Source organism: Seohaeicola nanhaiensis (assembly GCF_042654245.1).
Classification (GTDB): domain Bacteria; phylum Pseudomonadota; class Alphaproteobacteria; order Rhodobacterales; family Rhodobacteraceae; genus Seohaeicola_A; species Seohaeicola_A nanhaiensis.
Map to the genome: position 1 here is coordinate 73439 of NZ_JBHSGI010000034.1, position 26582 is coordinate 100020.

The 26582-nt window shown below is 66.9% G+C and carries 22 protein-coding genes; 13 read left to right on the forward strand and 9 right to left on the reverse strand.

All coding sequences use genetic code 11. The annotated features are described in order from the left end of the window. Positions 1-12: 12 nt before the first annotated feature. From ACFO5X_RS24345 to ACFO5X_RS24360, 4 genes are all read left to right on the forward strand, one after another. Positions 13-2058, forward strand: a complete 2046-nt coding sequence (locus ACFO5X_RS24345; protein ID WP_380722514.1) for a calcium-binding protein — start codon at positions 13-15, stop codon at positions 2056-2058. 171 nt (positions 2059-2229) lie between these two features. Beyond that, the gene (locus ACFO5X_RS24350; RefSeq protein WP_380722516.1) at positions 2230-2883 is read left to right on the forward strand and encodes a protein-L-isoaspartate O-methyltransferase family protein; all 654 of its coding nucleotides are present in this window, start codon (positions 2230-2232) and stop codon (positions 2881-2883) included. Between the two features lie 91 nt (positions 2884-2974). Further along, a complete protein-coding gene (locus ACFO5X_RS24355) occupies positions 2975-4411 on the forward strand; it encodes a TolC family outer membrane protein (protein ID WP_380722518.1) in 1437 nt (478 codons plus the stop codon). A 75-nt stretch (positions 4412-4486) separates the two neighbouring features. Then, positions 4487-5569: a hypothetical protein gene (locus ACFO5X_RS24360; protein WP_380722520.1), complete on the forward strand. Its 1083-nt coding sequence runs from the start codon at positions 4487-4489 to the stop codon at positions 5567-5569. On the opposite strand, the gene ACFO5X_RS24365 is transcribed toward ACFO5X_RS24360, so the two are convergent. After that, positions 5566-7020 (reverse strand): cobyric acid synthase, encoded by a 1455-nt coding sequence (locus ACFO5X_RS24365; protein WP_380722522.1) that lies wholly within the window; start codon positions 7018-7020, stop codon positions 5566-5568. The two genes, ACFO5X_RS24360 and ACFO5X_RS24365, sit on opposite strands and share 4 nt — an antisense overlap. A gap of 122 nt (positions 7021-7142) precedes the next feature. Then, a complete protein-coding gene (locus tag ACFO5X_RS24370) occupies positions 7143-7463 on the reverse strand; it encodes a DUF6280 family protein (protein WP_189682239.1) in 321 nt (106 codons plus the stop codon). A 215-nt stretch (positions 7464-7678) separates the two neighbouring features. Between ACFO5X_RS24370 and efp the strand changes: the two genes are divergently transcribed. After that, positions 7679-8242, forward strand: coding sequence for an elongation factor P (efp, locus tag ACFO5X_RS24375; protein ID WP_380722524.1), 564 nt, complete (start codon positions 7679-7681; stop codon positions 8240-8242). Between the two features lie 24 nt (positions 8243-8266). On the opposite strand, the gene ACFO5X_RS24380 is transcribed toward efp, so the two are convergent. Then, positions 8267-8839, reverse strand: coding sequence for a hypothetical protein (locus tag ACFO5X_RS24380; RefSeq protein ID WP_380722526.1), 573 nt, complete (start codon positions 8837-8839; stop codon positions 8267-8269). A 257-nt stretch (positions 8840-9096) separates the two neighbouring features. Here ACFO5X_RS24380 and ACFO5X_RS24385 point away from each other — a divergent pair, with 257 nt between their 5' ends. Next, positions 9097-9459 carry a hypothetical protein gene (locus ACFO5X_RS24385; protein ID WP_380722528.1) on the forward strand — a complete coding sequence of 121 codons (363 nt, stop codon included), beginning with the start codon at positions 9097-9099 and terminating at the stop codon, positions 9457-9459. 4 nt (positions 9460-9463) lie between these two features. Here ACFO5X_RS24385 and ygfZ read toward each other — a convergent pair whose 3' ends face one another. Beyond that, a complete protein-coding gene (gene ygfZ, locus ACFO5X_RS24390; protein WP_380722530.1) occupies positions 9464-10198 on the reverse strand; it encodes a CAF17-like 4Fe-4S cluster assembly/insertion protein YgfZ in 735 nt (244 codons plus the stop codon). Positions 10199-10268: 70 nt separating this feature from the next. Between ygfZ and ACFO5X_RS24395 the strand changes: the two genes are divergently transcribed. Further along, positions 10269-10976, forward strand: a complete 708-nt coding sequence (locus tag ACFO5X_RS24395; protein ID WP_380722532.1) for a glycosyltransferase — start codon at positions 10269-10271, stop codon at positions 10974-10976. Here the strand turns inward: ACFO5X_RS24395 and ACFO5X_RS24400 are convergent. Continuing rightward, positions 10954-12810, reverse strand: a complete 1857-nt coding sequence (locus ACFO5X_RS24400; protein WP_380723233.1) for an ABC transporter ATP-binding protein — start codon at positions 12808-12810, stop codon at positions 10954-10956. The two genes, ACFO5X_RS24395 and ACFO5X_RS24400, sit on opposite strands and share 23 nt — an antisense overlap. A gap of 156 nt (positions 12811-12966) precedes the next feature. Here ACFO5X_RS24400 and ACFO5X_RS24405 point away from each other — a divergent pair, with 156 nt between their 5' ends. Beyond that, positions 12967-14175, forward strand: a complete 1209-nt coding sequence (locus ACFO5X_RS24405) for a pyridoxal-phosphate-dependent aminotransferase family protein (protein ID WP_380722534.1) — start codon at positions 12967-12969, stop codon at positions 14173-14175. 19 nt (positions 14176-14194) lie between these two features. Here the strand turns inward: ACFO5X_RS24405 and ACFO5X_RS24410 are convergent, their stop codons facing one another. The 3 genes from ACFO5X_RS24410 to ACFO5X_RS24420 are packed head-to-tail and all read right to left on the reverse strand — an operon-like array spanning position 14195 to position 15967. Then, on the reverse strand, positions 14195-14377 hold the full coding sequence (locus tag ACFO5X_RS24410) for a hypothetical protein (RefSeq protein WP_380722536.1): 183 nt from the start codon (positions 14375-14377) through the stop codon (positions 14195-14197). Between the two features lie 51 nt (positions 14378-14428). After that, positions 14429-15544 (reverse strand): pyridoxal phosphate-dependent aminotransferase, encoded by a 1116-nt coding sequence (locus ACFO5X_RS24415; protein ID WP_380722538.1) that lies wholly within the window; start codon positions 15542-15544, stop codon positions 14429-14431. A gap of 36 nt (positions 15545-15580) precedes the next feature. Continuing rightward, on the reverse strand, positions 15581-15967 hold the full coding sequence (locus ACFO5X_RS24420) for a YbaN family protein (protein WP_380722540.1): 387 nt from the start codon (positions 15965-15967) through the stop codon (positions 15581-15583). A gap of 144 nt (positions 15968-16111) precedes the next feature. On the opposite strand from ACFO5X_RS24420, the gene ACFO5X_RS24425 reads away from it, so the two are divergent. Together ACFO5X_RS24425 and ACFO5X_RS24430 are read left to right on the forward strand one after the other, a co-directional pair. Further along, a complete protein-coding gene (locus ACFO5X_RS24425) occupies positions 16112-16894 on the forward strand; it encodes a crotonase/enoyl-CoA hydratase family protein (RefSeq protein WP_380722542.1) in 783 nt (260 codons plus the stop codon). Next, positions 16891-17964 carry an NAD(P)H-dependent flavin oxidoreductase gene (locus tag ACFO5X_RS24430; protein ID WP_380722544.1) on the forward strand — a complete coding sequence of 358 codons (1074 nt, stop codon included), beginning with the start codon at positions 16891-16893 and terminating at the stop codon, positions 17962-17964. The genes ACFO5X_RS24425 and ACFO5X_RS24430 overlap by 4 nt, the downstream gene beginning before the upstream one ends. A gap of 125 nt (positions 17965-18089) precedes the next feature. Here ACFO5X_RS24430 and ACFO5X_RS24435 read toward each other — a convergent pair whose 3' ends face one another. Beyond that, on the reverse strand, positions 18090-21227 hold the full coding sequence (locus tag ACFO5X_RS24435) for a valine--tRNA ligase (protein WP_380722546.1): 3138 nt from the start codon (positions 21225-21227) through the stop codon (positions 18090-18092). Positions 21228-21377: 150 nt separating this feature from the next. Between ACFO5X_RS24435 and ACFO5X_RS24440 the strand changes: the two genes are divergently transcribed. From ACFO5X_RS24440 to ACFO5X_RS24450, 3 genes are all read left to right on the forward strand, one after another. Continuing rightward, positions 21378-22352: a zinc transporter ZntB gene (locus ACFO5X_RS24440; protein WP_380722548.1), complete on the forward strand. Its 975-nt coding sequence runs from the start codon at positions 21378-21380 to the stop codon at positions 22350-22352. 93 nt (positions 22353-22445) lie between these two features. Then, positions 22446-24743: a xanthine dehydrogenase family protein molybdopterin-binding subunit gene (locus ACFO5X_RS24445; protein ID WP_380722550.1), complete on the forward strand. Its 2298-nt coding sequence runs from the start codon at positions 22446-22448 to the stop codon at positions 24741-24743. After that, positions 24721-25794: a DUF2235 domain-containing protein gene (locus tag ACFO5X_RS24450; RefSeq protein WP_380722552.1), complete on the forward strand. Its 1074-nt coding sequence runs from the start codon at positions 24721-24723 to the stop codon at positions 25792-25794. Before ACFO5X_RS24445 ends, ACFO5X_RS24450 begins: the two co-directional genes overlap by 23 nt. The last annotated feature ends 788 nt before the right edge of the window (positions 25795-26582 follow it).

Sequence of the window (26582 nt, forward strand, 5' to 3'; positions counted from 1 at the left end):
CTGGACGTATTGATGCCCCTTACTCTTCTGCCCGAATATTCGCTGAGCGATTTCCTGTCTCTTTTCACCCTCAAGTTCGGAACCGAGGCTCGTGTGGCCGGCCTGCCCAACGGGCAGATCGTTGCGACCTGGTCCGAACCGGCGGGAGACAGGTCGATCCACGTGCGGATGTTTGCACCTGACGGCGCGCCCCTGGGACCGGGCAGCGTGGCCAACACGCCCTCCGAGCATGCGCATTCCGACAGCCAGGTCACCGCGCTGGCCGATGGCGGGTTCGTCGTCACCTGGTCGATGACCATCTCGGGCGGCGAAGACAACGTCTTTGCCCGTGTTTATGGTGCCAACGGTGCGCCGAAGGGCCAGCCCTTCCTGGTGTCCGAGGATGGCGGAAATGTCGAGGCAACCGAGGACGACGACCAATTTGGCGACGTGGTCGGCACCGCTGATGGCGGGGCGATTTTCGTGTGGGAGGCTCGGGGCCCGAACGACCTCTACGGTCGCGTCCTTGCGCCGGATGGGATTACCCTGGGCGCCCCGGTGCTGCTGAACAGCGCGGGCGAGGATTCACGCGTCGTTCAGCTGGCGAACGGGGATATCCTTGTGATCACGGGCGGCGACAGCAATATCGGCACAGAAATCCGCCTGTCGGGGCCGGATCTGGTCAGTGCGCCGGCCAGTGATCCCGGCGCGGGCGGACCGGTCTTCCTGCAGATCGACCAGACGCCGGACCAGCACGGGACGGTGACGGGCTTTGCCCCGAACGTGATCCAGCCGCTGGCGGCGGGCGGCTTTGTCATGGGCTACCGCTATGACAATGACATCCGGTATGAGACTCCTATCGACCACTTCCGGCTGGACTGGTACGACAACGCCGGCGCGCTGACCAAGCGGATCGACATACCCTTCCCGGCTCCGGAGTGGGGCGAGGAATACAGCATCGGTCAGGTCGTACCGGTCGAGGGTGACCGGCTGCTGATCGTTTGGCAGGTGGCCGTCGCAACAAGTGATTTCGATATTCTCGTGCAATTGCTGAACGCCGACGGAAGTTCGGCGGGCGACGCGCAGCGCCTGACCGAGCATGCAAACGCATCCCAGACGCTGCTGGAGGCGACCGTGCTCGACAACGGCAATGTCGCGGTTGTCTGGGCGGATGCGTCGAATGGCGCTGTGAACGGCGGGATCGACCCCCTGCATATCCGTGTGGTGGAAATCCCCGGCTCCACCTCGCAACCGGGCGGGCCGACCTCCGGCGATGATATTCTGAAAGGGACCGCCGCACGTGACGTCATCGATGCCCTGCAGGGGGACGACGTGGTGAGCGGACTGGGCGGAGCGGACCGTCTGTCGGGCGGTCTGGGCAACGACACCCTGAACGGCGGGGCCGGGCGCGATGTGCTGATCGGCGGCGGCGGACATGACCGGCTGGTGGGCGGCGTCGGCAACGATCGGCTGTTCGGCAATGCTGGCAACGACACCCTGCTGGGCGGCGGCGGTGACGACAGCCTGAACGGAAGCGCGGGCCGGGACATCCTGCGCGGCGGTATCGGAAATGACGTGCTGCTGGGCGGCGGAGGGCCGGACCGGCTGTTCGGCGAGTCAGGTGCGGACAGGCTGACGGGGCATGCGGGCAACGATCTGCTGAACGGCGGGACGGGAAATGACACCCTCGACGGCGGTGCCGGGCGTGACCGAATGATCGGCGGCGGCGGCAACGACCGCATGATGGGAGCGGCCGGCAACGACATCATGCAAGGCGGCGGCGGGCGGGACCGGATCGACGGCGGCGCGGGGTCGGACCGCATGGCCGGCGGCGCCGGAGTGGACAGTTTCGTCTTCAAGGGTCAGGTCGGTCAGGACGTGGTCACCGACTTTGTCGTCGGCGTCGACCGGCTGGTCTTTGCCTCGGCCCTGTTCGGTGGAGAGAATGCTGCGCAGATCGTCGCGGATGGCGTGGTCACCGGGGATGGCGTCCTGCTCGAGATCAGCGCGACAGACAGCATCCTGTTGCGGGGCTTGACCGACAAGACCGGGCTGGAGGATGACATTACAATCCTCTGAAGACGGCATGGTGTGCCCGTGTCCTGCAGGCGCAGCCGCCGCTTCTGGGCCCATGGGACGCTGTGACGCCCCGGTCCACCTGCGATTTGGCGGCGCGAGGCGTTGCCGGGGCGCGCGGTCTGTGGCACATCTGTCCGGGACTGGCCCACAGTGAACCGAAGAGTTTAGCCCATGATCGACTTCGCCGCCCGCCGCCACATGATGGTGGATACCCAGGTCCGCCCGTCGGATGTCACCAAATTTCCGATCATCGACGCGATGCTGAGCGTCCCGCGCGAGTTGTTCGTGCCGGACTCGCTGCGCGAGGCCGCCTATGCGGGCGACAACATCGATCTCGGCCGCGGCCGGGTGATGCTCGAACCGCGCACGCTGGCCAAGATGCTGGACGCGCTGGCGGTCGAGGGAGACGAACTGGTCCTGGATGTCGGATCCGGATTTGGCTATTCCGCGGCGGTTGTCGCGCGGATGGCGCAGGCGGTGGTCGCCGTCGAAGAGAACGAGGCGATGGCCGGGGAAGCGCCGGCACTGTTGTCCGAAGTGGGCGCCGACAACGTGATCGTGCATCAGGGACCGCTGGCCGAGGGTGCCGCGGAACATGGCGCCTACGATGTCATTCTCGTCCAAGGCGGGGTTAACCAGCTGCCCGAGGCGCTGGTGGCCCAGCTCAAGGATGGCGGACGCATCGCCTGCCTGTTCATGGAAGGCGCGCTGGGATCGGTCCGGATCGGCTACAAGTCGGGCGGCTCGGTTTCCTGGCGGTTCGCCTTCAACGCCGGGGCACCGGTGCTGCCGGGGTTTGAACGACACACCGCCTTTGTCTTTTGAGCGCAGGCGCTTGCCACGTCCGCCGAATTGGTATCAGACTCCCGAAGTCGGCGCGTTTGGGGCGGAGCGGGCGGACGCGACTGGCAAGTAGATGGAGACGATGATGGGTATCCTGGGTGCGGGCGCGCGGCTGAGGCGCGGATGTGTGGCATTCGCGACGGCGGTGGCCCTGACACTGCCGGCAGTTGCGGCAAAGGCGGATAACCTCGCCGATGCCCTGATCGGCGCCTACAACAGCAGCGGTCTTCTGGAACAGAACCGTGCGCTTCTGCGGGCCTCGGACGAAGACTTTGCAATTGCCGTTTCGCGGCTGCGTCCGATCATCGACTACACGGTCAGCATGACGCAGAACTATAGCGGTTCGGCCCTGACGTCGTCGCGGTTCAACTCGCGCACTACCTCGCCGATGGCGGCGCGGCTGTCGCTGACCTGGACGCTTCTCGACAACGGCGTGCGCTTCTATGGTATCGAGCAGGCGCGCGAGACCATCCTGGCAACCCGGCAGGATCTGATCGCGATCGAGCAGCAAGTTCTGCTGCGGGCCACCGCTGCCTATGTGAACGTGCTGTTGCAGACCGACAGCGTGAACCTTCAGCGCAACAACCTGCGGGTGCTGGGCGAGGAACTGCGGGCCGCGCAGGACCGCTTTGACGTGGGCGAGGTGACGCGCACCGACGTGGCGCTGGCGGAGTCGCGGGTCGCGGGCGCGCGCAACAACCTGACCACGGCGCAGGGCAACCTGATGTCGGCGCAGGCGGAATATCAGGCGGTGGTCGGACGTCGCATTGGCCGGCTGGCCGGACAGCCGCGGCTGCCGGCCTCGCCGTCGTCGCTGGAAGCGGCGGTGGCCCTGGCGGTGCGCACGCATCCGACGATCCTGGCGGCACAGCATCGGGTCAAGGCCGCGGAAATGGCGGTCAAGGGCGCATCGGCCGGCCTTGGGCCCACCGTGACGCTGGGCGCCGATGCCGGCGTGTCCGAAGATGTCGGGTCGAGCGGCTATGGCCGGGATGGCAGCATCACGCTGCAGCTGAACCAGCGGATTTATCAGGGCGGCGGTCTGGCGGCCGGCGTGCGGCGGACGATGGCCACGCGCGACGCGGCGCGCGGTGCCTTGCTGACCGCACAGCGCGATGTCGTTCAGGACGTGAACGACGCCTATGTCCGGATGCAGAGCGCCCGGTCCAGCCTCGTCGCATCGGCCGAGCAGGTACGGGCCGCGCAGGTCGCCTTTGACGGTATCCGCGAAGAGGCGACTCTGGGGGCGCGCACGACGCTGGACGTTCTCTCTGCCGAGCAGGAACTGCTGAACGCCATGACTGCGCAGATTTCCGCCCGGTCCGAGGAATCCATCGCGGCCTACCAGTTGCTGGCGGCCCAGGGTCTTTTGACCGCCGAAAAGCTGCGGCTGAAGGTCGCCATCTATGACCCGACGGCTTATTTCAACATGGTCAAGTCGGCGCCGGCGGCGATCAGCAAGCAGAGCCGTCAGCTCGACTCGGTGCTCAAGCGGCTGGGCAAGAAATAACCGCCCGCGCCACCTGTTGTGAGAATCCCCGGAAGCGGTTAGACTTCCGGGCGGGGCAAGAGCGGTAAAGAAAACATGTCCGAACCAGTAACGAATGTAGATATCGAGGATGTTCTGTCTTCGATACGACGGCTCGTCACGGAAGAGTCGCGCGGCGAGGTGAAGCGGATCAAGCTGAACCCGCAGGACGCGCAACCCGTGCAAGAAGAGTCCGCCAAGGCTGTGCCAGCCAAAGAACCCAAAGCATTCACGCGTCTGTTGCTCACACCTTCGCTGCGGGTCGTGGACGATGCGCCCAAGGATGCGGAACGCAGCGAAACGCCGGAGATCACCCAACCCGCGCCGCCGCAGGAACCCTGGCTTGACCCGAACGCGACCTTGCTGGATGCCGCGACGCGGATGCCGGCTGAGTCTGAACCCGCGCCCGAGGCGGCAGCGCCCATGGCGACGATCGAGCGCGCGCCGCTGATGCTGTCCGAAGCGATGGCGCGCCCGACCGTTGAAGCCGAGCCGGAACCCGAGATCGCCGATGCCAAGGCGCCCGTGCCGTCGGCTGCCGAAGAGGCCCCCAAGCGCCGGTTCACCGAGCCGGGCATGGCGGCCGAACACATTGTCTATACGTCGAAATTCGCTGAGCTGCGCTCGCGCAGCGACACGCTCAAGTCCAAGATCAAGGCGCTGGAAGCCGCCATTGCCGAGACTCCCGGCTCCTGGGAACCCGATGGCTCGGGGATGGACGACAACGATCAGGCGCCGATCGAGACGATTCCCTGGCAGGGTCATGTCTCGGTGCCCGAGCTGACCCCAGAGGTTGTGGAAGAGACCACGTCCGAGGCCATGGAGGATGACGCCGTTGCCGCCCCCGAAACGGGTGTTGCCGAAGATGCGGACGAGGCTTCGGCAGAGACAACGGAGGACGTCTCCGAAGCGGTGAACGAGCCGGCCGAGGATGCCGCCGAGGTCGATGAGCAGGATGACCTTACGGCGGATGAACAGGTCGAGGAAAACGTCCTGGACGAGGCCGCTCTGCGCCAGCTGGTGGCGGAGATCGTGCGCGAGGAGTTGCAGGGCGCCCTGGGCGAACGGATCACGCGCAACGTGCGCAAGCTGGTGCGGCTGGAAATCCAGCGCGCCCTGGCCGCGCACGGTCTGGACTAAACGCGCACCTCGGCCGCCAGCGACAGCAGGCGGTCGATATCGAGATGGCGTTCCAGATGCGCGGCCAGCGCGTCCAGAGTTTCCTCCACTCCAGCCTCGTAGTGGCTGGACGATCCCGCGCCGAGACGGGCGAGAAAGCTCTTGCGGAAGCCGTCCGAGGCGAAGAGCCCGTGCAGGTAGCACCCCATTACCCGCCCGTCGGGCGAGGCGGCGCCCTCTGGGCGGCCGTCGATATCCAGCCAGGCGCGGGCACAGTCGGGGCCGCTGGTTTCGCCCATGTGGATCTCGTAGCCGCTGACCGCTTCGCCGCCGGGCTGTGCTGTCGCCGATTGCAGCGCCAGACGCTTGCGGCCGGCCATCGTTGTTTCGATGTCGAGATGGCCCAGCCCGGCGACTTCGCCGGCCAGACCATCCACGCCTTCAGGGTCGCTGATCCGTTTGCCCAGCATCTGATAGCCACCGCACAGCCCCAGGACATGGCCGCCGCGCCGGATGTGGGTGGCAAGGTCGATGTCCCAGCCCTGTGCGCGGAAGGCGGCGAGATCGCCCATCGTCGTCTTGCTGCCGGGCAGCAGGATCAGGTCGGCGTCGCCGGGCAGGGGGCGTCCGGGCGGGACGATCTCGACCGTGACTTCGGGTTCGGCGGACAACGGGTCGAGATCGTCGAAATTCGCCATGCGGGGGAATTGCGGCACGACGATCTTGCAGGCGCCGCCCCGGTGCGAGGCGATGTCGAGGATATCCTCGGCCGGCAGGCGCCAGGCATCGGCGAACCAGGGGACGACGCCAAGGCAGGGCCAGCCCGTGCGATCGGCAATCGCGTCGCGGCCCTTGTCGAACAGCGTGACATCGCCGCGAAAGCGGTTGACGGCAAAGGCGACGATCTGGCGGGCGTCCTCCGGTTCCAGCACGGTCTGCGTGCCGACGATCTGCGCGATGACGCCGCCGCGGTCGATGTCACCGACCAGTACGACAGGCACACCGGCGGCGCGGGCGAATCCCATGTTGGCGATATCGCCGGCGCGCAGGTTGATCTCGGCCGGGCTGCCCGCGCCCTCGATCAGAACGAGGTCTGCGCTGGATGCAAGGCGGCGGAAGCTGTCGAGCACCCGCGGCATCAGCGCGGTGCGGTCCTTCTGCCAGGCGCGCGCCTGCGTATGGCCCAGCCGCTGGCCCTGCACGATGACCTGGGCGCCGGTCTCGCTTTCGGGTTTCAGCAGCACCGGGTTCATGTCGGTGTGGGGCGCGCGGCCGGCGGCGCGGGCCTGCAGCGCCTGGGCGCGGCCGATCTCGCCGCCGTCGACGGTGACGGCGGCATTGTTCGACATGTTCTGCGGCTTGAACGGCGCGACCGACAGCCCGCGCCGGACGCAGGCCCGGGCGAGGCCGGCCACCAGCATGGATTTGCCGACATTGCTGCCGGTGCCCTGAATCATGATGGCGCGTGCCATGCGTCCTCCGAACCTGCCGGAGCAACCACACCCGATTTCTGCGGGATGGGGAAGCCCGCCGGCCAAGGAAAAAGCGCGCCCGATCTGGGCGCGCTTTTCGGATCCTTATGGATCGGTTTCGATCAGGCGGCTTCGGCCTGCTCAGCAGCATGACGGCGCTCGCTCTCTTCGCGCGACAGCGCGACAGAGGTGCGAACACCACGTCCGACGAATTCCATCAGACCGGTGACAACACGTTCGTTCGGGTCGATCCCGGCGCAGCTCAGCACTTCGCGCCCATCGCGCGAGCGTGCCCAGCGGGCGATCTGTTCCGGCCCGTTGCCGTATTTCTTGTCATCGGCGATGGCATCGTCGAGGGCAGCCAACACAACAGCTGCAAAGAGTTTCCGTGCACGATTGCCTTGCTCGTTATTGAAGGCAGTGCCGTCAACGAAATCTTTCATCTCGTTTTCCTTGTTTTTCTTGCTCTTGAATTTTCGGCGCGAGGCCTCTTATGACCGATGGGCACCGATTCGGATACAGCCAAGATGCATTCCGCTTATGCGTTTTGTGCATGGCTCTTGGCGGCTTGAACACGACATCTCGTTATCTTGTTTCGACTTGCCCCGCGATATATAGCTCGCGCCCAAGGCGGATCAACCTCACGCACAGAGCTCACATGTCAAAAATCAACGGAAACGAAATTCGGCCCGGCAATATCATCGAGCATGATGGCGGCCTTTGGCTGGCGGTCAAATGCGACCATGTGAAGCCCGGCAAGGGCGGCGCGTTCGCGCAGGTCGAGCTGCGCAACCTGCGCACCGGGACCAAGCTGAACGAAAGGTTCCGCAGCGTCGACAAGGTGGAAAGCGTGAAGCTCGACACCAAGGACCAGCAGTTTCTCTACGAGAGCGACGGCAAACTGGTGTTCATGGATACCGAGACCTACGAGCAGATCGAACTGCCGGGCGATATCCTGGGCGAGCGGAGGGCGTTTCTGCAGGATGGGATGACCGTGGTGATGGAATTCCACGAGGACGAGGCGCTGAGCGCGCGTCTGCCGCCGAAGGTGACCTGCAAGATCGTCGAGACCGAACCGGTGGTGAAGGGTCAGACGGCGGCGAATTCGTTCAAGCCGGCGCTGCTGGATAACGGGCTGCGCGTGATGGTGCCGCCGTTTGTCGGCACGGACGAGCTGATCGTCGTCAATACCGAGACCATGGAGTATTCCGAGCGCGCCTGAAAAGGCGCGCCCGAAGGCGTGCGGTCAGGCCGACCGAAGCAATGTCTTGTTCGAGCCGAGCGCCTCGGCGATGCGGGCATAATGCAGCTTCTTGCCGCTGTCGTCGTCCGGGGTGCGCAGAAGAAGCGTGGTCGTCGCGTCGAGGATCGCCGCCGCCTTGGCGTTGGTGGCATCGGCCGAGGCCTGCGAAACCGGGGTCAGCGGGCGCGAGGTCTGGATCGAACCGGAGGAGGCCGAGACGCGCGGCTTGCCGCCATCGCGGTTGGCGCGGGCCAGCGAGGCCATGTCGTTCGAGGTCTTGGCCAGAATGCTGCGCACCTCGGCATAGTCGCCATCGGCCGGGATCTGGCCGGCCATCGCGCCGATGCGTTCGGCCAGACAATCGACCTGATAGGATTTGTCGAGCGCGCCGCAGAACTGCTTGGCGGCGGCCAGCGAATTCACCACCAGATTGGTGAAATTGTTCGAACCGAACTTGCCCGACGGAATGACGAAGGTCAGTATCTGTCCGATCGGGCTCTGTGCCGTCAGCGGCATCGGCAGAGAGAGGCCGGCGATGGCGGCGGTCAGGAGCGAGTTGCGCAGCGTTCTGATCATGGGTCGATTCGCCTTTTATGGTCGGAGGAATTGAACACCACAGAGGCCTGAAAGGGAAGGGCATGACGTAAGGGCAGGCCGTTCCATGCCGCTTTGGCTGGTAAACCTAGGGTCGGTGCCGCAAATTGGGCCGAAACCCGCTGCCATCGTGGTATGCCGTTGTTTTTCTGGCCCGTATGTAAGAGGGTTGTGGTTGGTAAGATGTGAATCGCAGGGGAACGCGGTTCACGAACGTTCGCATTCGAGGTGATTGCACGATGAAACTGATCGCTGGTGCCATGGTCGTCGGCCTGTCCTTGACCGCTCTGCCGCAACTCGCTTCGGCGCAGGCCGGGGCCGCCGCCAATGCCCTGTCGGAAGCCCGCTCGCGCGGTGTCTGCGCAGGGGCGACGCTGGTGTCCTCGCAGTATATCGGCAATGGCATGATGCGCGTGACCTGTCGCAAGGACGGTCAGCAGGAGCAACAGTCGGAGCAGGCACGGCGCAATCCGCTGCAGGATGGTCTGACCGCGCCGGTCGCAGCCGGCATCGTTGCTGGCCTGGTGGTCATCGGTGTTCTGGTTGGCGACGATGGTTCGGCCACCACGACCAGCACCACCGGACCGGTCTCGTTGCCCTGAGGGCTCAGACGGGTTCTATCTGGGCGGTCCCGGCCGTCATGACGTCGGTGGCCCGGTCGAAGCGAAGATAGGCAATGGCCCGGTCCCCGGACCGGGTCAGAAGCGTACCGGCGGGTTTTTCGCCGGACATGATCTCGGCACCTGGATCGGCGGCGCCCCTGACCATGACCTGGCGCAGTCCTTTGCGCAATTCGGTCTTGTGCTTCATCCGTGCGGTGACTTCCTGTCCGACGTAACATCCCTTGCGGAAATCGACGCCGTTCAGCGCCTCGAAGCCGGCTTCGAGGATGAAGGTGTCGGGGGTCAGCTCGATGCCCGTCTCGGGGATCACATGCGCCACGCGGATCGCGTCCCAATCCGTTCCGTCGTCGCCTGACAGCCCCTCTCCGTAGAGCCGCCAGCCCAAGGCCGGGTGACGGGGATCGGCCAGCGCGCCCTCGGGCGCGGTGCCTGTGCCGCGGCGGACACCGAGGGTGGTCGGTTCGATCTTCACATTGGCGCGCAGGCGATACATCGAAAGGCGGCGCAGCAGATCGTCGGCCAGCGGTTCGGCCACATCGAGCAGGACATCGTCCCCGTCGCGGATCAGGAAGAAGTCGGCGATGTATTTGCCCTGCGGCGTCAGCAGTGCGGCATAGACCAGCCCGGTGTCCAACCGTTTCAGGTCGTTGGTCACGAGCCCCTGAAGGAAGTCTTCGGTGTCCCTGCCCGAGAGGCGGAGGATTCGGCGGCTGGTCATGGGGCGGTCCTTGCGTCTGGTGACTTCTCATATAGGAAATGGTCCCCGCATGAACAGGGGAGGGTCGCCGATGAGCGCCCAGATCAGCGTCATCGTTCCGACACTGGATGCCGAGGCGGTGCTGCCGGGCTGTCTGATGGCCCTGATGGAGGGGCTGGGCGCGGGCCTGATCCGGGAGCTGATCGTGACCGATGGCGGGTCCGGCGACGCAACGCTTCTGATCGCGGACGAGGCGGGGGCGATGGTGGTCACCGGGCCGGCCTCGCGCGGAGGGCAGCTGCGGCGGGGGTGCGCGGCGGCGCGGGGGAACTGGTTTCTGGTGGTGCACGCGGATACCGAACTGGCACCCGGCTGGGCCGAAGAGGTCGCCGCCCATATCGCGCGCCATGACGGGCCGGCCTGTTTCCGGCTGGCGTTCCGCGCGCGTGGCATGCTTCCCGCCTGGGTCGCCGGCTGGGCCAACCTGCGCACAGCGCTGTTCGGATTGCCCTATGGCGATCAGGTCCTGCTGGTCAGCCGGCGGGACTATGAGCGAGCGGGCGGATACCCGGATCAGCCGCTGATGGAGGATGTCGCGCTGGTGCGGGCATTGCAGGGCCGGGTGACGCGTCTGACGAGTTTGGCGGTGACGGGGGCTGAGCGATACCTGCGCGACGGCTGGCTGCGGCGCGGGGCAGGGAACCTCTGGACCCTGGCGCGTTATCTGGCCGGGGCGGATCCGGAACGGCTGGAGCAGGCCTATCGCCGCAGGGATGTCAGCCCAGCAGCCCGAAGGTAAGGCGGCGCAGCAGCGAGGGCGGGCGATCCTCGTTGCGGGGCATCCGCGAAGCCAGCGCCGCGGTGCCGACAGGATCGACCACCGTCTTGCCATCCTGGAATTGGAGCCGGTAAAGATCGGCGTAGATGCCGCCGCGCGACAGCAGTTCGTCGTGGGTGCCTTCGTCCACCACGCGGCCGCGATCCATGACTATGATCTTGTGGGCGTTACGGATGGTCGAGAGCCTGTGCGCGATCACCAGCGTCGTGCGGCCCCCCGCAAGCTTGTCGAGCGCGGCCTGCACGACCTGTTCCGACTGCGCGTCCAGCGCGCTGGTTGCCTCGTCCAGCAAGAGGATCGGCGTGTTGCGCAGCAGGGCGCGCGCGATCACCACCCGCTGGCGCTGTCCGCCCGACAGGGCCGACCCGCGCGGGCCGACCAGCGTATCCAGCCCCTCGGCCAGTTTCGGCAGGAAGTCCGAGACATGGGCGGCGTCGAGCACCTCTTTCATCCGGGCGTCGCTGACATCGGTGCGGCCAAGCAGGATGTTCTCGCGCAGCGTTTCGTCGAACAGCAGCGCTTCTTGGCTGACCACCGAATGCAGGTCGCGCAGGTCTTCGAGCGCGAGGTCGCGCACGTTGACGCCGCCGATGGTCACCGCGCCCTGCTGTGGATCGACCAGCCGGGTCAGCAGGTTGAAGACGGTGGATTTGCCGGCCCCCGAAGCGCCGACCAGCGCCGTTGTCTTGCCCGCCTCGGCGGTCAGGGTCAGGCCGCGCAATACCGGTGCGTCGCCATAGCTGAGGTGCACATTGTCCAGATGGATCGCCGGCAGGCCCTGCGGCTTGGCGACAGGTTTGGCCGGCGGCTGCACAAGGATGGGCGCGTCCATCAGCTCTTTCAGCCGTTCCAGCGCGGCGGCGGCGGCCTGCCAGATGCCGCTGACCGCCGCGATCCGGCGCATCGGGTCGAAGGCCAGGCCGATCGCGGTGAAGAAGCTCATGAATTGGCCGATGGTCTTTTCGCCCTCGATGATCTCGGACCCGCCATAGAGCAGAACGCCCATGAAGCCGACGCCGGCCATGACATCGACCATCGCGGTGATCGAGGCGGTGCCGAGCGAGGCGCGCACTTCGGAGCGCACGAAGGTGTCGGTGTGTTCGCGAAACTTCTCGGCCTGGTAGTCCTCGAGGCTGTTGAGCTTGATCGGCACGATGCCGTGAAACACCTCGTCCAGCCGGGTGGCCAGCTTGGCGCCCAGATCGCGCGCCAGCGAGGCCTTGCGGCGGACATAGCGTTGGGCGAATGCGATGGGCAGCATCAGCAGCGGCAGGCCGATCAGCATCACGAAGGTCCAGCGCCAGTCGACGCTGATGGCCACGCCGATCAGGATGACCAGCGAGACGGCATCGCGCCCCGCGCCGGTGATGATCGTGCGCCAGACGTCGTTCACCGCGTTCACGTCGGTCTGGACGCGCTGGATCAGGAAACCCGGCGGGTGGGTCTGGTGAAAGGCGGTGTCCTGGCGGATCAGCCGGCGCAGCAGGTCGAGCCGCAGCGAGGCGGCGGTCAGCTGCGCGATGCGGGTCAGCAGGACCTTCTGGATCATCCCCGAGAAGCCGCGGATACAGAAGATCAGCAGGAAGACGACGCTGACCCAGCCAAGCGCCGAGGTGCTGCCATCGACGAAGACCAGGTCGAACATCGGCTGCATCATGTAGCTGATCGCGCCGACCATGCTGCCTTCGAGCAGCATGAAGGTCACCGCGACGGCCAGCAGTCCGAGATGGTGGCGCAGGTAGCCGCGCCAGAGCCATCCCAGCAGTTCGCCGGAGGATTTGGGAGGCGTGCTCATCGGCGCACGACGGATATGCGGACTTGGGTCATGGCCTGCCTTCTGCGTCCCGGTGGTGTAATGGCCCGTGCCGCCCGGTGCAAGCGCGGTGCTTTGCGCCATTGACGCGGCCGGGCGCGCGGCTAGGGTGGCGCCGAACTTCGGACGGACCTTCTCATGACCATACCTAAGACTCTTGCGGCGGGACGCCAGTATCTCGCGATTCCGGGGCCCTCGGTTATCCCCGATGCCGTTTTGCAGGCAATGCATCGCGCGGCGCCGAATATCTATGCGGGCGAACTGGTCGACATGACCCACAGCGTCGTCGTGGACCTGCGCCGCGTGGCGCGCACGGCGCAGCATGTGGCGATCTATATCGCCAATGGCCATGGCGCCTGGGAAGCGGCGCTGTCCAACGTCATCGGGCCGGGCGACCGGGTTCTGGTGCCGGCGACCGGGCGATTCGGGCATGGCTGGGCCGACATGTGCGCGGGGCTTGGGGCCGAGGCCGAGGTGATCGACTTTGGCCGCGCCTCGACCTTCGACCTCGACCGTGTGGGCGAGGCGCTGAAGGCGGATACCGCGCATCGCTACAAGGCGGTGCTCGCGACGCATGTGGATACCTCGAGTTCGGTGCGCAACGACATCGCCGCCCTGCGCGCGCTGATGGACGAGTGCGGGCATCCGGCGCTGCTGATGGTGGACTGCATCGCCTCGCTGGGCTGCGACCGCTTCGAGATGGACGACTGGGGCGTCGATGTCATGGTTTCGGCCTGCCAGAAGGGGTTGATGGTGCCGCCGGGCGTGTCCTTCGTCTGGTTCTCGGACAAGGCGGCCGAGGCGCGGGCGGGGCTGGCGCGCGTCAGCCGGTATTGGGACTGGGCGCCGCGGGCCAATCCGGCCGAATATTATCAGCACTTCGGCGGCACCGCGCCGACCCATCACATCTTCGGCCTGCGCGCGGCGCTGGACCTGATCCTGGCCGAGGGGATGGAGCAGGTCTGGGCGCGTCATGCGCATCTGGCCCGAGCGGTCTGGGCGGCGGGTGAGGCCTGGGGGCAGGAGGGGCCGTTCCGTCTCAACATTTCCGACCCGGCGCTGCGCAGCCACGCAGTGACGGCGGCGCGGATCGGGGCGCCGCAGGGCACCGCGCTGCGCGAATGGGTGTCCTCGCAGATCGGTCTGACGCTGGGCATCGGCCTTGGGATGGCCGCGCCGGACGATCCGGCCTGGCACGGGTTCTTCCGGCTGGGCCACATGGGCCATGTCAACGGTCAGATGATCATGGGGATGCTGGGCGGGATCGAGACCGGTCTGAACGCCATCGGCGTGCCCCATGGCAAGGGCGGACTGGAAGCGGCCGCAAAGGTGCTGGGCGAGAGCTGAATCGCGCACCCGCGACCGCCTAATCGAGGCGGTCGCGCAGGCGGGTGATCAGGTGGTTGAGCGCCATCGCCAGCAGCAGCACGGCTGCCATTCCGGCGGTGGCCCAGATCAGCAGGAAGAGCCAGCCCAGATTGACGCCCAGCATGATCAATGCCGGGGTGGTGTAATTCGGCGCGATCCCGGTAGACCGATCTGGCGGCATGGTGCCTCTCCGGCGGATACGACGGAGAGATTAGCGCGCCAGAGGTAAAAGTCAGGTAACTTGTCCGCGCGCGGTGGCCAGCGCCCTGGGCAGCGCCTCGGCAAAGATGGCCAGATCGGCGGGGCGGCCACAGCTGACGCGGATGCAGCGGTTCTGCGGCGCGGCAAAAGGCATCCGCACGAAGACCCCCTGCGCGACGAGATTGTCGAGCACCGATTTGGCGAAGGCCCCGTCGCCGCCGCAGTCGATGGCGACGAAGTTGGTGGCCGAGGGCAGCGGCACCAGCCCGTTGGCGCGGGCGACCTCGGCAATGGTGTCACGGGCGCGGGCGATCTCGCCCTGCACATGCGACAGCCAGCCGGTATCCTGCAGCGCCGCGATGGCGCCGACCTGGGCTATGCGGTTCATGCCGAAATGGTTGCGCACCTTGTTGAAGGCCAAAACCAGTCCCGGCGCGGCGATGCCATAGCCCACCCGTGCGCCGGCCATGCCGTGCACCTTGGAAAAGGTGCGGAAGCGGATGACGCGGGGGTCGTCGGCGTCGATCTCGGGCGCGGTGCCCTCGGGCGCGCATTCGACATAGGCCTCGTCCAGCGCCAGAAGGCAGCCATCGGGGAGCATGTCCAAAGCGGCGCGGATGTCGGTGCCGCTGTGCCAGCTGCCCATCGGGTTGTCCGGATTGGCGAGGTAGACCAGTTTGGCATCCGTCTCGGCCGCCTTGGCAAAAAGCGCGGCGGGGTCTTCGCGATCTTCGCGGTAGGGCACCTTGTGCAGCGTGCCGCCAAAGCCCGCGACGTGGAAGTTGAAGGTCGGGTAGGCGCCGTCCGAGGTCACCACCGCATCGCCGGGACCGATCAGTAGGCGGACCAGATAGCCGAGCAGCCCGTCGATCCCTTCGCCGACCACCACATGCGCCGGCGTCACGCCATGGGCGGCGGCCAGCGCCGCGCGCAGGTCGTGGTTTTCGGGGTCGGCATACATCCAGACATCGCGCGCCGCCGCCTGCATCGCGGCCACCGCCTTGGGCGAGGGGCCGAAGACGCTTTCGTTCGCGCCAAGCCGGGCGCGGAAGTGGGCGCCCTGCGCCCGCTCCTGCGTTTCGGGGCCGACAAAGGGCACGGTGGAGGGCAGGGCGGCGGCAAGGGGGGTGTAACGCGGATTTTTCATGGCGGCAGCTAAACCAAGGTGACGGGGGCAGGCAAGCTATCTGTCGGGCCGGGTCAGCACATAGGCCGCGCCGATCCCCATGAGCAGGGCCTGGGCCATCAGCACGCGCCCGGGCACACCGATCGCGGCGCAGAAGGCAAAGCCGAGCGCCATCATGGCACAGGCCCAGAGCTTGACCCGGCGGGGAATGGCGCCGGTCGTTTCCCAATCGGTGATCATCGGCCCGAATCGGCGGTGCGACAGCAGCCAGGCCCGGAGCCGGGGCGATCCCTTGCCAAAGCAGAGGGCCGCCAGCAGCACGAAAGGCGTCGTCGGCAGCACAGGCAGCGCGATCCCTATGATGCCCAGGGCCAGCGAGAGGATGCCGGCGAGCGTCCAGAGCGGGCGCAGGCGCACCTGCGGGACAGGCTGTTCAGGCGGCATCGTCAACGCTCCACATATCAGCCTCGCCGGATCAGGGCAGAGATAGGGCGGGGCCTGCGGAAAGTAAATTCGCCCGAACGTCAGGCTGGCATCCGGGCCGCCGTTTCGGCAAGTTGGCCTCGCACATCCAGCGGAGGGCCGGCCATGTCACGTGTATCGATCAAATATGAAGATAACATTGCCAGGGTCACCCTGACCCGGCCCGACAAGATGAACGCGCTCGACAATGCGATGATCCAGGCGATCATCAGCGCCGGTCAGGAGGTTGCGGCCTCTCCCGCCCGCGCCGTGGTTTTGTCGGGCGAGGGGCGCAGTTTCTGCGCGGGCCTCGATCTGGCGAGCTTTGCCGAGATGGGTCAGATGAACGCCGAAGACTGGCTGATGCCGCGAAAACACGGCGAAACCAATGACGTGCAGGAAGTCGCGATGGTGTGGCGGCGGGTGCAGGTGCCGGTGATCGCCGCGCTGCACGGCGCGGTCTATGGTGGCGGGCTGCAGCTGGCGCTGGGGGCGGATATCCGGATTGCCCATCCCGCGGCGAAACTGTCGGTCATGGAGATGAAATGGGGGCTGGTGCCGGACATGGGCGGGATGGCGCTGCTGCCGCGGCTGGTGCGGTCGGACGTGCTGCGCCAGCTGATCTACACCGCCGCGCCGGTGGACGCCGCACAGGCCGAGCGCTGGGGGCTGGTGACCTCGCTGGAGGAGGACCCGCTGGAGGCCGCGCTGGCGCTGGCGGGCGAGATCGCGGGCAAGAGCCCGGCGGCGATCCGGGCGGCAAAGCGGCTGATCGAAGTGGCGGAAAGCGCGGACCGGGCCAGCGTTCTGCTGGATGAATCGCGCGAATCCGTGGGGTTGATCGGCAAGGCGGAACAGATGGAGGTGATTTCGGCGCAGATGCAGGGACGCAGGCCGGTGTTCAAATGAGCGGGGCGGTCGAGGAACGGGTCGCAGCCTTTTGCGCGGCCTACGATCTGCAGATCCCCGTGTTGCTGGCCCCGATGGCGGGGGCCTGTCCGCCCGCGCTCTCGGCGGCGGTGGCGACGGCGGGCGGAATGGGGGCCTGTGGCGCGCTGCTGATGGGGCCGGAAGAGATCGGCGAGTGGGCCACTCAGGTGCGCTCGGCGAGCAACGGGGCGTTCCAGATGAACCTCTGGATTCCGGACCCGGCGCCGGTGCGGGATGCCGCGCGGGAAGCGGAGCTGCGCGCCTTCTTGGGCGGCTGGGGGCCCGAGGTGCCGGAGGCGGCGGGCGACGCAAGGGGCCAGGATTTCGAGGCGCAATGCGCGGCGATGCTGGCCGCCGGGCCGGCGGTGATTTCGTCGATCATGGGCGTCTACCCTGCGGATTTCGTGGCAAGAATGAAGGCGGCGGGCATTCGCTGGTTCGCCACCGTGACCACGGTCGCCGAGGCGCTGGAGGCCGAGGCGGCGGGGGCCGACGTAATCGTCGCGCAGGGCATGGAGGCGGGCGGACACCGCGGCGCCTTCGAGGCAGAGGAGGCGGCGCGGCGGCTGGTGGGGCTGTTCGCCCTGCTGCCGGCGGTGGCGGATGCGGTGAAGGTGCCGGTGGTGGCGACCGGCGGCATCGCTGATGCGCGCGGCGTCGCGGCGGCGCTGATGCTGGGGGCGAGCGCGGTGCAGATCGGCACCGGCCTCCTGCGCACGCCCGAGGCCGGCATCGCGCCGGCCTGGGCCGAGGGTCTGGCGCGGGCGCGGCCCGAGGATACGCTGGCGACGCGGGCCTTTTCCGGGCGGCTGGGGCGTGCCCTGCGCACCGGCTATGCCGAGGCGGCGGAGGCCGGTCCGGCGCCTGCGCCCTATCCGGTGCAGCGCGGGCTGACCGCGCCGATGCGGGCGGCGGCCGGCAAGGAGGGGCGGCTGGAGGCGATGCAGGCCTGGGCCGGACAGGCGGCGGCGCTGGCGCCGGCGGAGCCCGCGGGCGCGGTTGTCAAGCGGCTGTGGGACGAGGCCCGGGCGTTGCTGAAGATCGCATAGGGTGCTGGGGGCGCTGCCCCCGCCGCCCGTGCCGGGCGGCCCCCCGAGGTATTTGGGAACCAGAGAAGCAGGGGGCGGTTCCCTGTTTCTCTGGTCTTTCAACGGTCTGCGGGGTGCAGTTGAGGTCAGTCGAGCTCGGCCAGGCGGGCCAGGGCGGCTTGCAGCTGGGCGGCTTCGCTTTCGCGGGCGGCGAGGTTTTCCCGGGCTTCGGCGACCACCTCCTCGGGGGCAGAGGCGACGAAGTTGGGATTCTTCAGCCGTCCGTTCAGCCCGGCGATTTCCTTGCCGAGCTTGGCCAGGGTCTTGTCGAGGCGGGCCTTTTCCTCGGCGATGTCGATGATGCCGGCGAGCGGCAGGCCGAAGTTGCCGCCCGGGACGGCGATGGTGACCGTCCCCCGGGGGAAGGTTTCGACCTCGGTCATCGTTTCGACGCGGGCCAGGCGCAGGATCAGAGTCTTGTTGTTTTCCAGTGCGTTGCGGCCCGAGTCATCGAGGCTTTCGATCAGCATGGGGACCTGGAGGCCGGCGGGAACGTGCATCTGGGCGCGGGCCGAGCGGATCTGGTCGATCAGGCCGATGACCCAGTTCATTTCCTGGTCGGCGGCGGGGTCGATCAGGTCGGGGCCATAGGCCGGCCAGTCGGTGACGGCGAGCATCCGGTCGCGGCTGCCCGAGAGGCTCCAGAGCTCTTCCGTGATGAAGGGCATGATCGGGTGGAGCAGGACAAGGCATTGTTCCAGAACCCATTTCATCGTTGCCTGGGTCTCGGCGCGATGCGGGTTCTCGTCCAGCAGGATGGGCTTGGAGAATTCGACATACCAGTCGCAGACCTTGCCCCAGACGAAGCGGTAGAGCGCCGCGGCGGCGTCGTCGAAGCGGTAGGCTTCGAGCGCGGCGTCGACCTCGGCGCGGACCCGGGCGGTTTCGCCGATGATCCATTTGTTCAGGGTATGTTCAGGGGGTGATATCCGTGCACTATCGGTGCACAGACCGTGCACCACCGATGGCGCCTCGAAAACCCCGTTCATCTCGGCGAAGCGGGCGAAATTCCAGAGCTTGGTGCCGAAGTTGCGATAGCCCTTGATGCGCTCCATGTCGAGTTTCAGCACGCCGCCCAGCGAGGCCATCGCCGCATTGGTGAAGCGCAGCGCGTCGGCGCCGTATTCGTCGATGATCTCGAGCGGGTCGACCACGTTGCCGAGCGACTTGGACATCTTCTTGCCCTTGGCGTCGCGCACCAGCCCATGCAGGTAAACGGTGTGGAAGGGCACCTCGTTTACCACGGCGAGCTGCATCATCATCATCCGGGCGACCCAGAAGAAGAGGATGTCCTGCCCGGTGACGAGGACGGAGGTCGGGAAGTAGCGCTCGAGCTCCGGCGTCTTTTCGGGCCAGCCCAGCGTGCCGATGGGCCAGAGACCGGAGGAGAACCAGGTGTCGAGCACGTCGGGGTCGCGCCAGACCGGGTAGACCAGATGGGTCGGGTCCTGGGTGACATTGTATTCGGCGAGGCTGCGCGCCAGCGTTTCGATGGCGGCGTGCTTGTCGGCGACCTCGACGATACGGGAATGGTTGATCGGCGTCGGCGTGTCGTCGATTTCGTGCAGGAAGGCCTTGGTGACCTCCTCCAGGGAAGAGCCGCAATGGGCGACCTCGCCGGCGTGCAGCATCCCGCCCTCGTTCAGCAGGCGGCCGAGTTCGACGGCATCGAGGTCGCCATCGCCTTCGTCGTCGCGGAAGCTATGCGTGCCGAGGTCGAGACCGTACCAGACCGGGATCTGGTGACCCCACCAGAGCTGGCGCGAGATGCACCAGGGTTCGATGTTTTCCAGCCAGTGGTAATAGGTCTTTTCGCCCGACTCGGGGATGATCTTCACCGTGCCGTCACGCACGGCGTCGAGCGCGGGGCCGACAATCTTGGCGGTGTCGACGAACCACTGGTCAGTGAGCATCGGTTCGATGACCACCTTGGAGCGGTCGCCGAAGGGCTGCATGATCGGCTTGTTCTCGACCAGCGGGATCGGATGGACGTCGCCGTCTTCGTCGGGGGCGCCGGGAACGGTGACGGCGAGACCTTCGGCGGTGATCTGGTCGACCACGCGTTTGCGCGCCTCGAAGCGGTCGAGGCCGCGCAGGTCGTCGGGGACGAGGTTGACGGTATCGGCCTCGGCCTCGGAAATTTCGCGTTCGCCGCGCGCGACGGCCAGCGCGGTGGCGGCGGCCTCGGCATAGGGGGCGCCATCGGCGCGCATGTGGGCGCGGGTGTCCATCAGGCGGTAGCAGGGGATGTCGTTGCGTTTGGCGACGCCATAGTCGTTGAAGTCATGCGCGCCGGTGATCTTGACCGCGCCCGAGCCAAAGGTCGGGTCTGGGTATTCGTCGGTGATGATCGGGATCAGGCGACGATGTTCTTTCGGGCCAACCGGGATTTCGCAGAGTTTGCCGACGATTGGCGCGTAACGTTCATCCGATGGATGAACCGCGACCGCGCCGTCGCCCAGCATGGTTTCGGGACGGGTGGTGGGGATCGAGATATAGTCGCGCGTCTCGCGCAGGGTGACGTTACCGTCTTCGTCCTTCTCGACGTACTCATAGGTCTGACCGTCGGCGAGCGGATACTTGAAGTGCCACATGTGGCCGGCGACTTCGGTATTTTCGACCTCGAGATCGGAGATCGCGGTTTCGAAGTGCGGGTCCCAGTTCACCAGCCGCTTGCCGCGGTAGATCAGGCCCTTGTTGTACATGTCCACGAAGACCTTGATGACGGCGTCGTGGAAATTGCCTTCCTCGCCCTCGGGCGCGCCGGGGGCGCCGGACATGGTGAAGGCCTCGCGGCTCCAGTCGCAGGAGGCGCCGAGGCGTTTCAGCTGGCCGATGATGGTGCCGCGCGATTTAACCTTTTGCTGCCAGACCCTTGCGAGGAAATCCTCGCGTCCCATCTCGGTGCGGGAGGGTTCCTGGTTGGCGGCCATCTCGCGTTCGGTCACCATCTGGGTGGCGATGCCGGCGTGGTCGGTGCCGGGCTGCCAGAGCGTGTCGTGGCCCTGCATCCGCTTCCAGCGGGTCAGGATGTCCTGCAGCGTGTTGTTGAAGGCATGGCCCATGTGCAGCGAACCGGTGACATTGGGCGGCGGGATCATGATCGAGAAGGCGGAGGCGCCCGGTTTCGCATTGGCCCCGGCCCGGAAGCAGCCGGCCTGTTCCCAGGCGGCGTAAAGCCGGGCTTCGGCCTCGGTTGCGTCGAATGTCTTGTCCATTGCCATCGTCTTGGTCCCGCGAAAACTGTCCCGCCTCGTCTAGCGAAAGCGGGGTGCGAGGGAAAGGCCAAGCTGACCGGGGCAGCGCCATTTCGGCGTGGCAAAGCCACTGCGGCTGGCGCAGATTGGGGGCGAACGGGCAAGGGAGTGCGGCGGATGGCGTTGGTTGCGGGCTTTCGGATGGACGGCCGGGGCGGGGCGGAGGCGATCGTGCCGGAGGGGCGGACAGTGGAGGAGATGCGCCAGGCAGGCCCCGGGTTCGTCTGGCTGCATTTCGCGCGGCCCGGGCCGGAGGAGGAGGACTGGCTGAGCAGCGCGGGGCTGGACGGGGTGGTGCGCGATGCGCTGGACGCGGCCGAGACGCGGCCGCGCTGCACGGTTTACGAGGACGGCGTGCTGATGAACATGCGGGGGGTGAACCTGTCGGAGGGCGCGCAGCCCGAGGACATGGTCTCGCTTCGGCTGTGGGTGACCGGCGATCTGGTGATCAGCGTGCAGCGGCGTCAGGTGAAGGCGGTGCAGGACGTGATCGATGGCTGCGCGCGGATGAAGGCGCCGGGCGATCCGGGCGAGCTGGTGGCGCGGCTGGCGCTGCGGCTGGCGGACCGGGCCGAGCCGGTGGTGGCCGAGCTGAACGAGCGGATCGACGATCTGGAGGACGGGTTCGAGGCGGAGCACCATCAGCGGATGCGCGGCGAGGTGGGCGAGATCCGGCGGGTGTCGATCATCCTGCGGCGGTTCATGTTCCCGCTGCGCGATGCGCTCTCGACGCTGGGGATCGAGGACGTGGACTGGCTGACGCCGGCCGCGCGCTCGCGCATCCGCGAGGCGACCGAGCGGGTGACGCGGCTGGCCGAGGATCTGGATTCGATCCGCGACCGGGCCGAGGTGGTGCATGACCAGGTGCTGGAGATGCGTGCCGAGGTGGCCAACCGGCAGATGCTGATCCTGTCGGTGGTGGCAGCGATCTTCCTGCCGCTGGGGCTGCTGACCGGGCTGCTGGGCATCAACGTCGGCGGGGTGCCGGGGGCGGAGGAGCCCTGGGCCTTCTGGGCGGTCTGCGGGCTGCTGGCGGCGATCCTGGCGGTGCAGATCTACGTGTTCCGGAAGCTGGGGTTGCTGCGCTGGTAGGTTCCGGCAAAAGCTCAGACAGGTGCGGCAGGTGCTGGACATCCGCGCCTTGGGCGGTAGTGTCCGCAGCGAAGCAGGGAATGGGAAGCCAGCATGGAAAAGTTCGGGAAAAGTCAGCCGGTCAAGCGGGTCGAGGATACGCGGTTCCTGACCGGGCAGGGCCGGTATGTGGATGATATCGCCCCCGAGGGCGCGCTGTTCGCCTATTTCCTGCGCAGCCCGGTGGCCCATGCCGAGATCACCACGCTGGACGTTTCAGCGGCGTGCGAGGCCGAGGGGGTGCGGCTGGTGCTGACCCATGAGGATCTGGAAGCGGCGGGGATCGACATCGGCCTGCCGGGGATGCAGATGCCGAACCGGGATGGCTCCAAGGGGGCGGCGCCGCAGCGGCCGGCGCTGGCCAAGGGGCGGCTGCGCCATGTGGGCGAGCCGGTGGCCTGCATCGTGGCCGAGACGCTGGAGCAGGCCAAGGACGCGGCCGAGCTGATCGAGCTGGATTATACCGACCTTGCGGCCAAGCTGGACATCGGGCCGGGCGGCGAGACGATCCATCCCGAGGCGCCGGACAACATGGCCTATGACTTCGGCGTCGGCGACGAGGCGGCGACCGAGGCGGCCTTTGCGGCGGCGGTGAAAACGGTGAGCCTGGAGATCGGCGACAACCGGATTATCGCGAACTCGATGGAGCCGCGCGGCTGCTATGCCGAATGGACCGGCGGCAAACTGCATTTCTGCTTTGGCGGGCAGGGCGTCTGGGGGATGAAGGGCATCCTGGGCGGCGCCTTCAAGCTGGACAAGGAGAACATCCGCATCACCAACCCGGATGTGGGCGGCGGGTTTGGCATGAAATCCTTTGCCTATCCCGAGTATTACTCGGTGGCCCAGGCCGCGCGGGCGGCGGGGGTGCCGGTGCGCTGGATGGCCGACCGGACCGAGGCGATGCTGAGCGACAACTCGGGGCGCGATCTGGTCTCGCTGGCCGAGATGGCCTTTGACGAGAACAACCGCATCACCGCCTATCGGGTGAAGAACCGCGCCAACATGGGCGCCTACAACAGCCAGTTCGGGCAGGCGATTCAGTCGATGCTGTTCAGCCGGGTGCTGATGGGCACCTATGACGTGCAGACCGTCTGGCTGAACACCCAGGCCTTCTACACCAACACGACGCAGGTCGATGCCTATCGCGGCGCCGGGCGGCCCGAGGCGATCTATGTGCTGGAGCGGCTGATGGACCGGGCGGCGCGCGAGCTGGGCGTCGATCCGCTGGAACTGCGCCGGATCAACTTCATCGCGCCGGACAAGTTTCCCTATGTCTCGGCCACGGGCGAGACCTATGACGTGGGCGAATTCGCGCGGGTGATGAACAAGGGCGCGGCGCAGGCCGACTGGGACGGGTTCGAGGCCCGCGCCGCGGCGGATGCGGACAAGGGCCTGCTGCGCGGGCGCGGCGTCAGTTACTATATCGAAAGCATTCTGGGCGATCCTTCCGAGGGCGCGCGGGTGGAGTTCCACGAGGATGGCACGGTGAGCATCTTTGTCGGCACGCAGTCGAACGGGCAGGGCCACGAGACGGTCTATGCGCAGTTCCTGGCGGATCAGACCGGCATTCCCGCGCATCTGATCACCGTGGTGCAGGGCGACAGCGACCTGATCGCCCAGGGCGGGGGCACCGGCGGCTCGCGTTCGGTCACCACGCAGAGCAACGCGACGCTGGCGACGGTGAGCAAGATGGTGGAGGCCTTCACGCCGTATCTGGCCGAGAAGATGGGCGTGGATGAGTCGGAGATCGCCTTTGACGAGGATGGCTTCCGCGCGCCGGGGTCGAATCTGCGCCCGACGATGATGGAGGCGGCCGAGATGGCGCGCGCCGACGGGCGGACCGACCTGCTGACGCATGAGGCGCGGGCGACGCTGCCGGGCCGGTCCTATCCCAACGGGGTGCATATCGCCGAGGTCTCGGTCGATCCCGACACCGGCGCGACGGTGGTCGAGCGCTATACTGTGGTCGACGATTTCGGCAACCTGATCAACCCGATGCTGGCCGAAGGTCAGGTACATGGCGGCGTCGTGCAGGGCATCGGCCAGGCGCTGAGCGAGCATGTGGTGTTCGACGAGGACGGCCAGCTTTTGACCGCGAGTTTCATGGACTACGGGGTGCCGCGGGCGAGCGATGTGCCGATGATCGACTTCAGCCCGGAGCCGGTGCCGTCGACCGCGAACCCGATGGGCATGAAGGGCTGTGGCGAGGCCGGGACGGTCGGCGCGCTGGCCGCGGTGGCCAATGCGGTGCAGGATGCGCTGTGGGCGGCGGGCGTGCGCCAGGTGGACATGCCGCTGACGCCGCTGAAGGTTTGGAGTCTCTTGCACGATGGTGCTGTCGCGGCTGAGTGAACGCCTGTTCGGCTGGTTCCGCCGGCCGCTGCGCAGCGCGCATTCTCCGGAGCGGCGCCTGCGCGGGCCGCGCAGCCACGTCATCATCCTGGACGGTACCCTGTCGTCGCTGGAGCAGGGGTTCGAGACCAACGCCGGCGTGACCTATCGCCTGTGCGCGCAGATGGGCGCCGATGTCTCGGTCTATTACGAGAGCGGCGTGCAGTGGCAAAGCTGGCGCTCCTCGCTCGACGTGATGATGGGGCGCGGGATCAACCGGCAGATCCGGCGCGCCTATGGCTATCTCGCCTCGCGCTATCGGCCGGGCGACAAGGTGTTTCTGATGGGCTATTCCCGTGGCGCCTTCGCCGTGCGCTCGCTGGCGGGGGTGATCGACATGGTGGGCCTGCTGAAGGCCGAGCACGCGACCGAGCGCAACATCCGCACCGCCTATCGCCATTACGAGCTGACCCCCGAGAGCGCGGCGGCGCGCGCCTTTGCCCGGCGCTATTGCCATCAGGTGCTGCCGATCGAGATGGTCGGCGTCTGGGACACGGTGAAGGCGCTGGGGATGCGGCTGCCCTTCCTGTGGAAGCGGGCCGAGGCGCAGCACGGGTTCCACAACCATGAGCTGGGCCGATCGGTGCGCAACGGCTTTCACGCGCTGGCGCTGGACGAGACGCGCGAGGTCTATGCGCCGGTGATGTGGTCCTGTCCGGCGGTCTGGCCGGGGCGGGTGGAGCAGGTCTGGTTCCGCGGCGTGCATTCCGACATCGGCGGCCAGCTGGACGGGTTCGAGGCGGCGCGGCCGCTGGCCAATATCCCGCTGGTCTGGATGCTGGAGAAGGCCGAGGACTGCGGGCTGCCGCTGCCCGACGGCTGGCGCGCGCGGTTCTACACGGATGTCAACGCGCCCTCGGTCGGCACCTGGCGGTCGTGGAGCAAGATGTTCCTGCTGCGCCGCCCCCGCGTGGTGGGCCGCGACCGCAGCGAGCGGCTGCACGAAAGCGTGCGGCTGGACGCGGGGCGCAAGGTGCTGGCCGAGTTTGATCCGTACTCTACGCTGGGCTGAGGGGGCGGGGTGGTGCGGCGGCGGGGTCGCGGGGGACGGCCGGGGGGGGGCGATGTGGGGCCGGATGAAGGGCGGGTTTGGGTGGCGTGGAGGTGGTTTTAGGGGGGGGAGGGGGGGCGGGTATCGGCCCTAAGCCGACCTTCGAGAGAAGCGCAGCGGATGACCGGTGTCAGACGGGGTCCGGACATTCGCAGTCTCACAAAACGTGAGCGAAGATAGAAGATACTAGAGACTCGGAGCAGACCTGCGACGGCGCGGCAGGCTCCACGCCTTGGTGAGAGCGGTCCGCAGGGCGATCGGCCCGGAGCGGACCTTCGTCCTGGCGCGGTTGATGACCGATCCCAGCCCATTGCTGTTGCACGAGGCTTTCAGGTGTTCCAAGACTCGCCAGACAACTTCGCGGATCCGTTCTTCACCGGTCATGCGGTGCTTGGCTCTGAGCACAAGTTGTGCGTCGATGTCAGCAGAGGTTCAGATCAGAAACTGAATGGCGGGATCGTCTTTTGGTGCCGATTCTAGATAAGCTAGCACTTTCATTGCGCTAGCCTTGAGCTGAACTCCTATTTAGAATTGAAGCAAGTCAGCGCCAGGATTGCTTGTGTGCGAGGAGAGCATGGCAGAAATAGCTTGGAAGAAGCACAGTAAAGATCCCCGGCTATCCTACGCTGGCTTCGAGGGCGGCCTTGCGCGACTGCAAGACGGCGGCTGGCACTGGTGGGTGAGAACCTCCATGCGACGGTACGCAGGTCAGTCGTGTTCGGAGACTGCCGCGAAGGCGTCGGTTTCCT

Bases quoted from the DNA above. Each gene is read 5' to 3' on its own strand.
- ACFO5X_RS24450 (WP_380722552.1), top strand. From the start codon at position 24,721: ATGGTGCTGTCGCGGCTGAGTGAACGCCTGTTCGGCTGGTTCCGCCGG.
- ACFO5X_RS24385 (WP_380722528.1), top strand. From the start codon at position 9,097: ATGAAACTGATCGCTGGTGCCATGGTCGTCGGCCTGTCCTTGACCGCT.
- ACFO5X_RS24345 (WP_380722514.1), top strand. From the start codon at position 13: ATGCCCCTTACTCTTCTGCCCGAATATTCGCTGAGCGATTTCCTGTCT.
- ACFO5X_RS24365 (WP_380722522.1), bottom strand. From the start codon at position 7,020: ATGGCACGCGCCATCATGATTCAGGGCACCGGCAGCAATGTCGGCAAA.
- ACFO5X_RS24440 (WP_380722548.1), top strand. From the start codon at position 21,378: ATGGCGTTGGTTGCGGGCTTTCGGATGGACGGCCGGGGCGGGGCGGAG.
- ACFO5X_RS24350 (WP_380722516.1), top strand. From the start codon at position 2,230: ATGATCGACTTCGCCGCCCGCCGCCACATGATGGTGGATACCCAGGTC.
- ACFO5X_RS24415 (WP_380722538.1), bottom strand. From the start codon at position 15,544: ATGAAAAATCCGCGTTACACCCCCCTTGCCGCCGCCCTGCCCTCCACC.
- ACFO5X_RS24380 (WP_380722526.1), bottom strand. From the start codon at position 8,839: ATGATCAGAACGCTGCGCAACTCGCTCCTGACCGCCGCCATCGCCGGC.
- ACFO5X_RS24360 (WP_380722520.1), top strand. From the start codon at position 4,487: ATGTCCGAACCAGTAACGAATGTAGATATCGAGGATGTTCTGTCTTCG.
- ACFO5X_RS24410 (WP_380722536.1), bottom strand. From the start codon at position 14,377: ATGCCGCCAGATCGGTCTACCGGGATCGCGCCGAATTACACCACCCCG.
- ACFO5X_RS24425 (WP_380722542.1), top strand. From the start codon at position 16,112: ATGTCACGTGTATCGATCAAATATGAAGATAACATTGCCAGGGTCACC.
- ACFO5X_RS24405 (WP_380722534.1), top strand. From the start codon at position 12,967: ATGACCATACCTAAGACTCTTGCGGCGGGACGCCAGTATCTCGCGATT.
- ACFO5X_RS24370 (WP_189682239.1), bottom strand. From the start codon at position 7,463: ATGAAAGATTTCGTTGACGGCACTGCCTTCAATAACGAGCAAGGCAAT.
- ACFO5X_RS24395 (WP_380722532.1), top strand. From the start codon at position 10,269: ATGAGCGCCCAGATCAGCGTCATCGTTCCGACACTGGATGCCGAGGCG.
- ACFO5X_RS24355 (WP_380722518.1), top strand. From the start codon at position 2,975: ATGGAGACGATGATGGGTATCCTGGGTGCGGGCGCGCGGCTGAGGCGC.
- ACFO5X_RS24445 (WP_380722550.1), top strand. From the start codon at position 22,446: ATGGAAAAGTTCGGGAAAAGTCAGCCGGTCAAGCGGGTCGAGGATACG.
- ACFO5X_RS24400 (WP_380723233.1), bottom strand. From the start codon at position 12,810: ATGAGCACGCCTCCCAAATCCTCCGGCGAACTGCTGGGATGGCTCTGG.
- ACFO5X_RS24420 (WP_380722540.1), bottom strand. From the start codon at position 15,967: ATGCCGCCTGAACAGCCTGTCCCGCAGGTGCGCCTGCGCCCGCTCTGG.
- efp (WP_380722524.1), top strand. From the start codon at position 7,679: ATGTCAAAAATCAACGGAAACGAAATTCGGCCCGGCAATATCATCGAG.
- ACFO5X_RS24435 (WP_380722546.1), bottom strand. From the start codon at position 21,227: ATGGCAATGGACAAGACATTCGACGCAACCGAGGCCGAAGCCCGGCTT.
- ygfZ (WP_380722530.1), bottom strand. From the start codon at position 10,198: ATGACCAGCCGCCGAATCCTCCGCCTCTCGGGCAGGGACACCGAAGAC.
- ACFO5X_RS24430 (WP_380722544.1), top strand. From the start codon at position 16,891: ATGAGCGGGGCGGTCGAGGAACGGGTCGCAGCCTTTTGCGCGGCCTAC.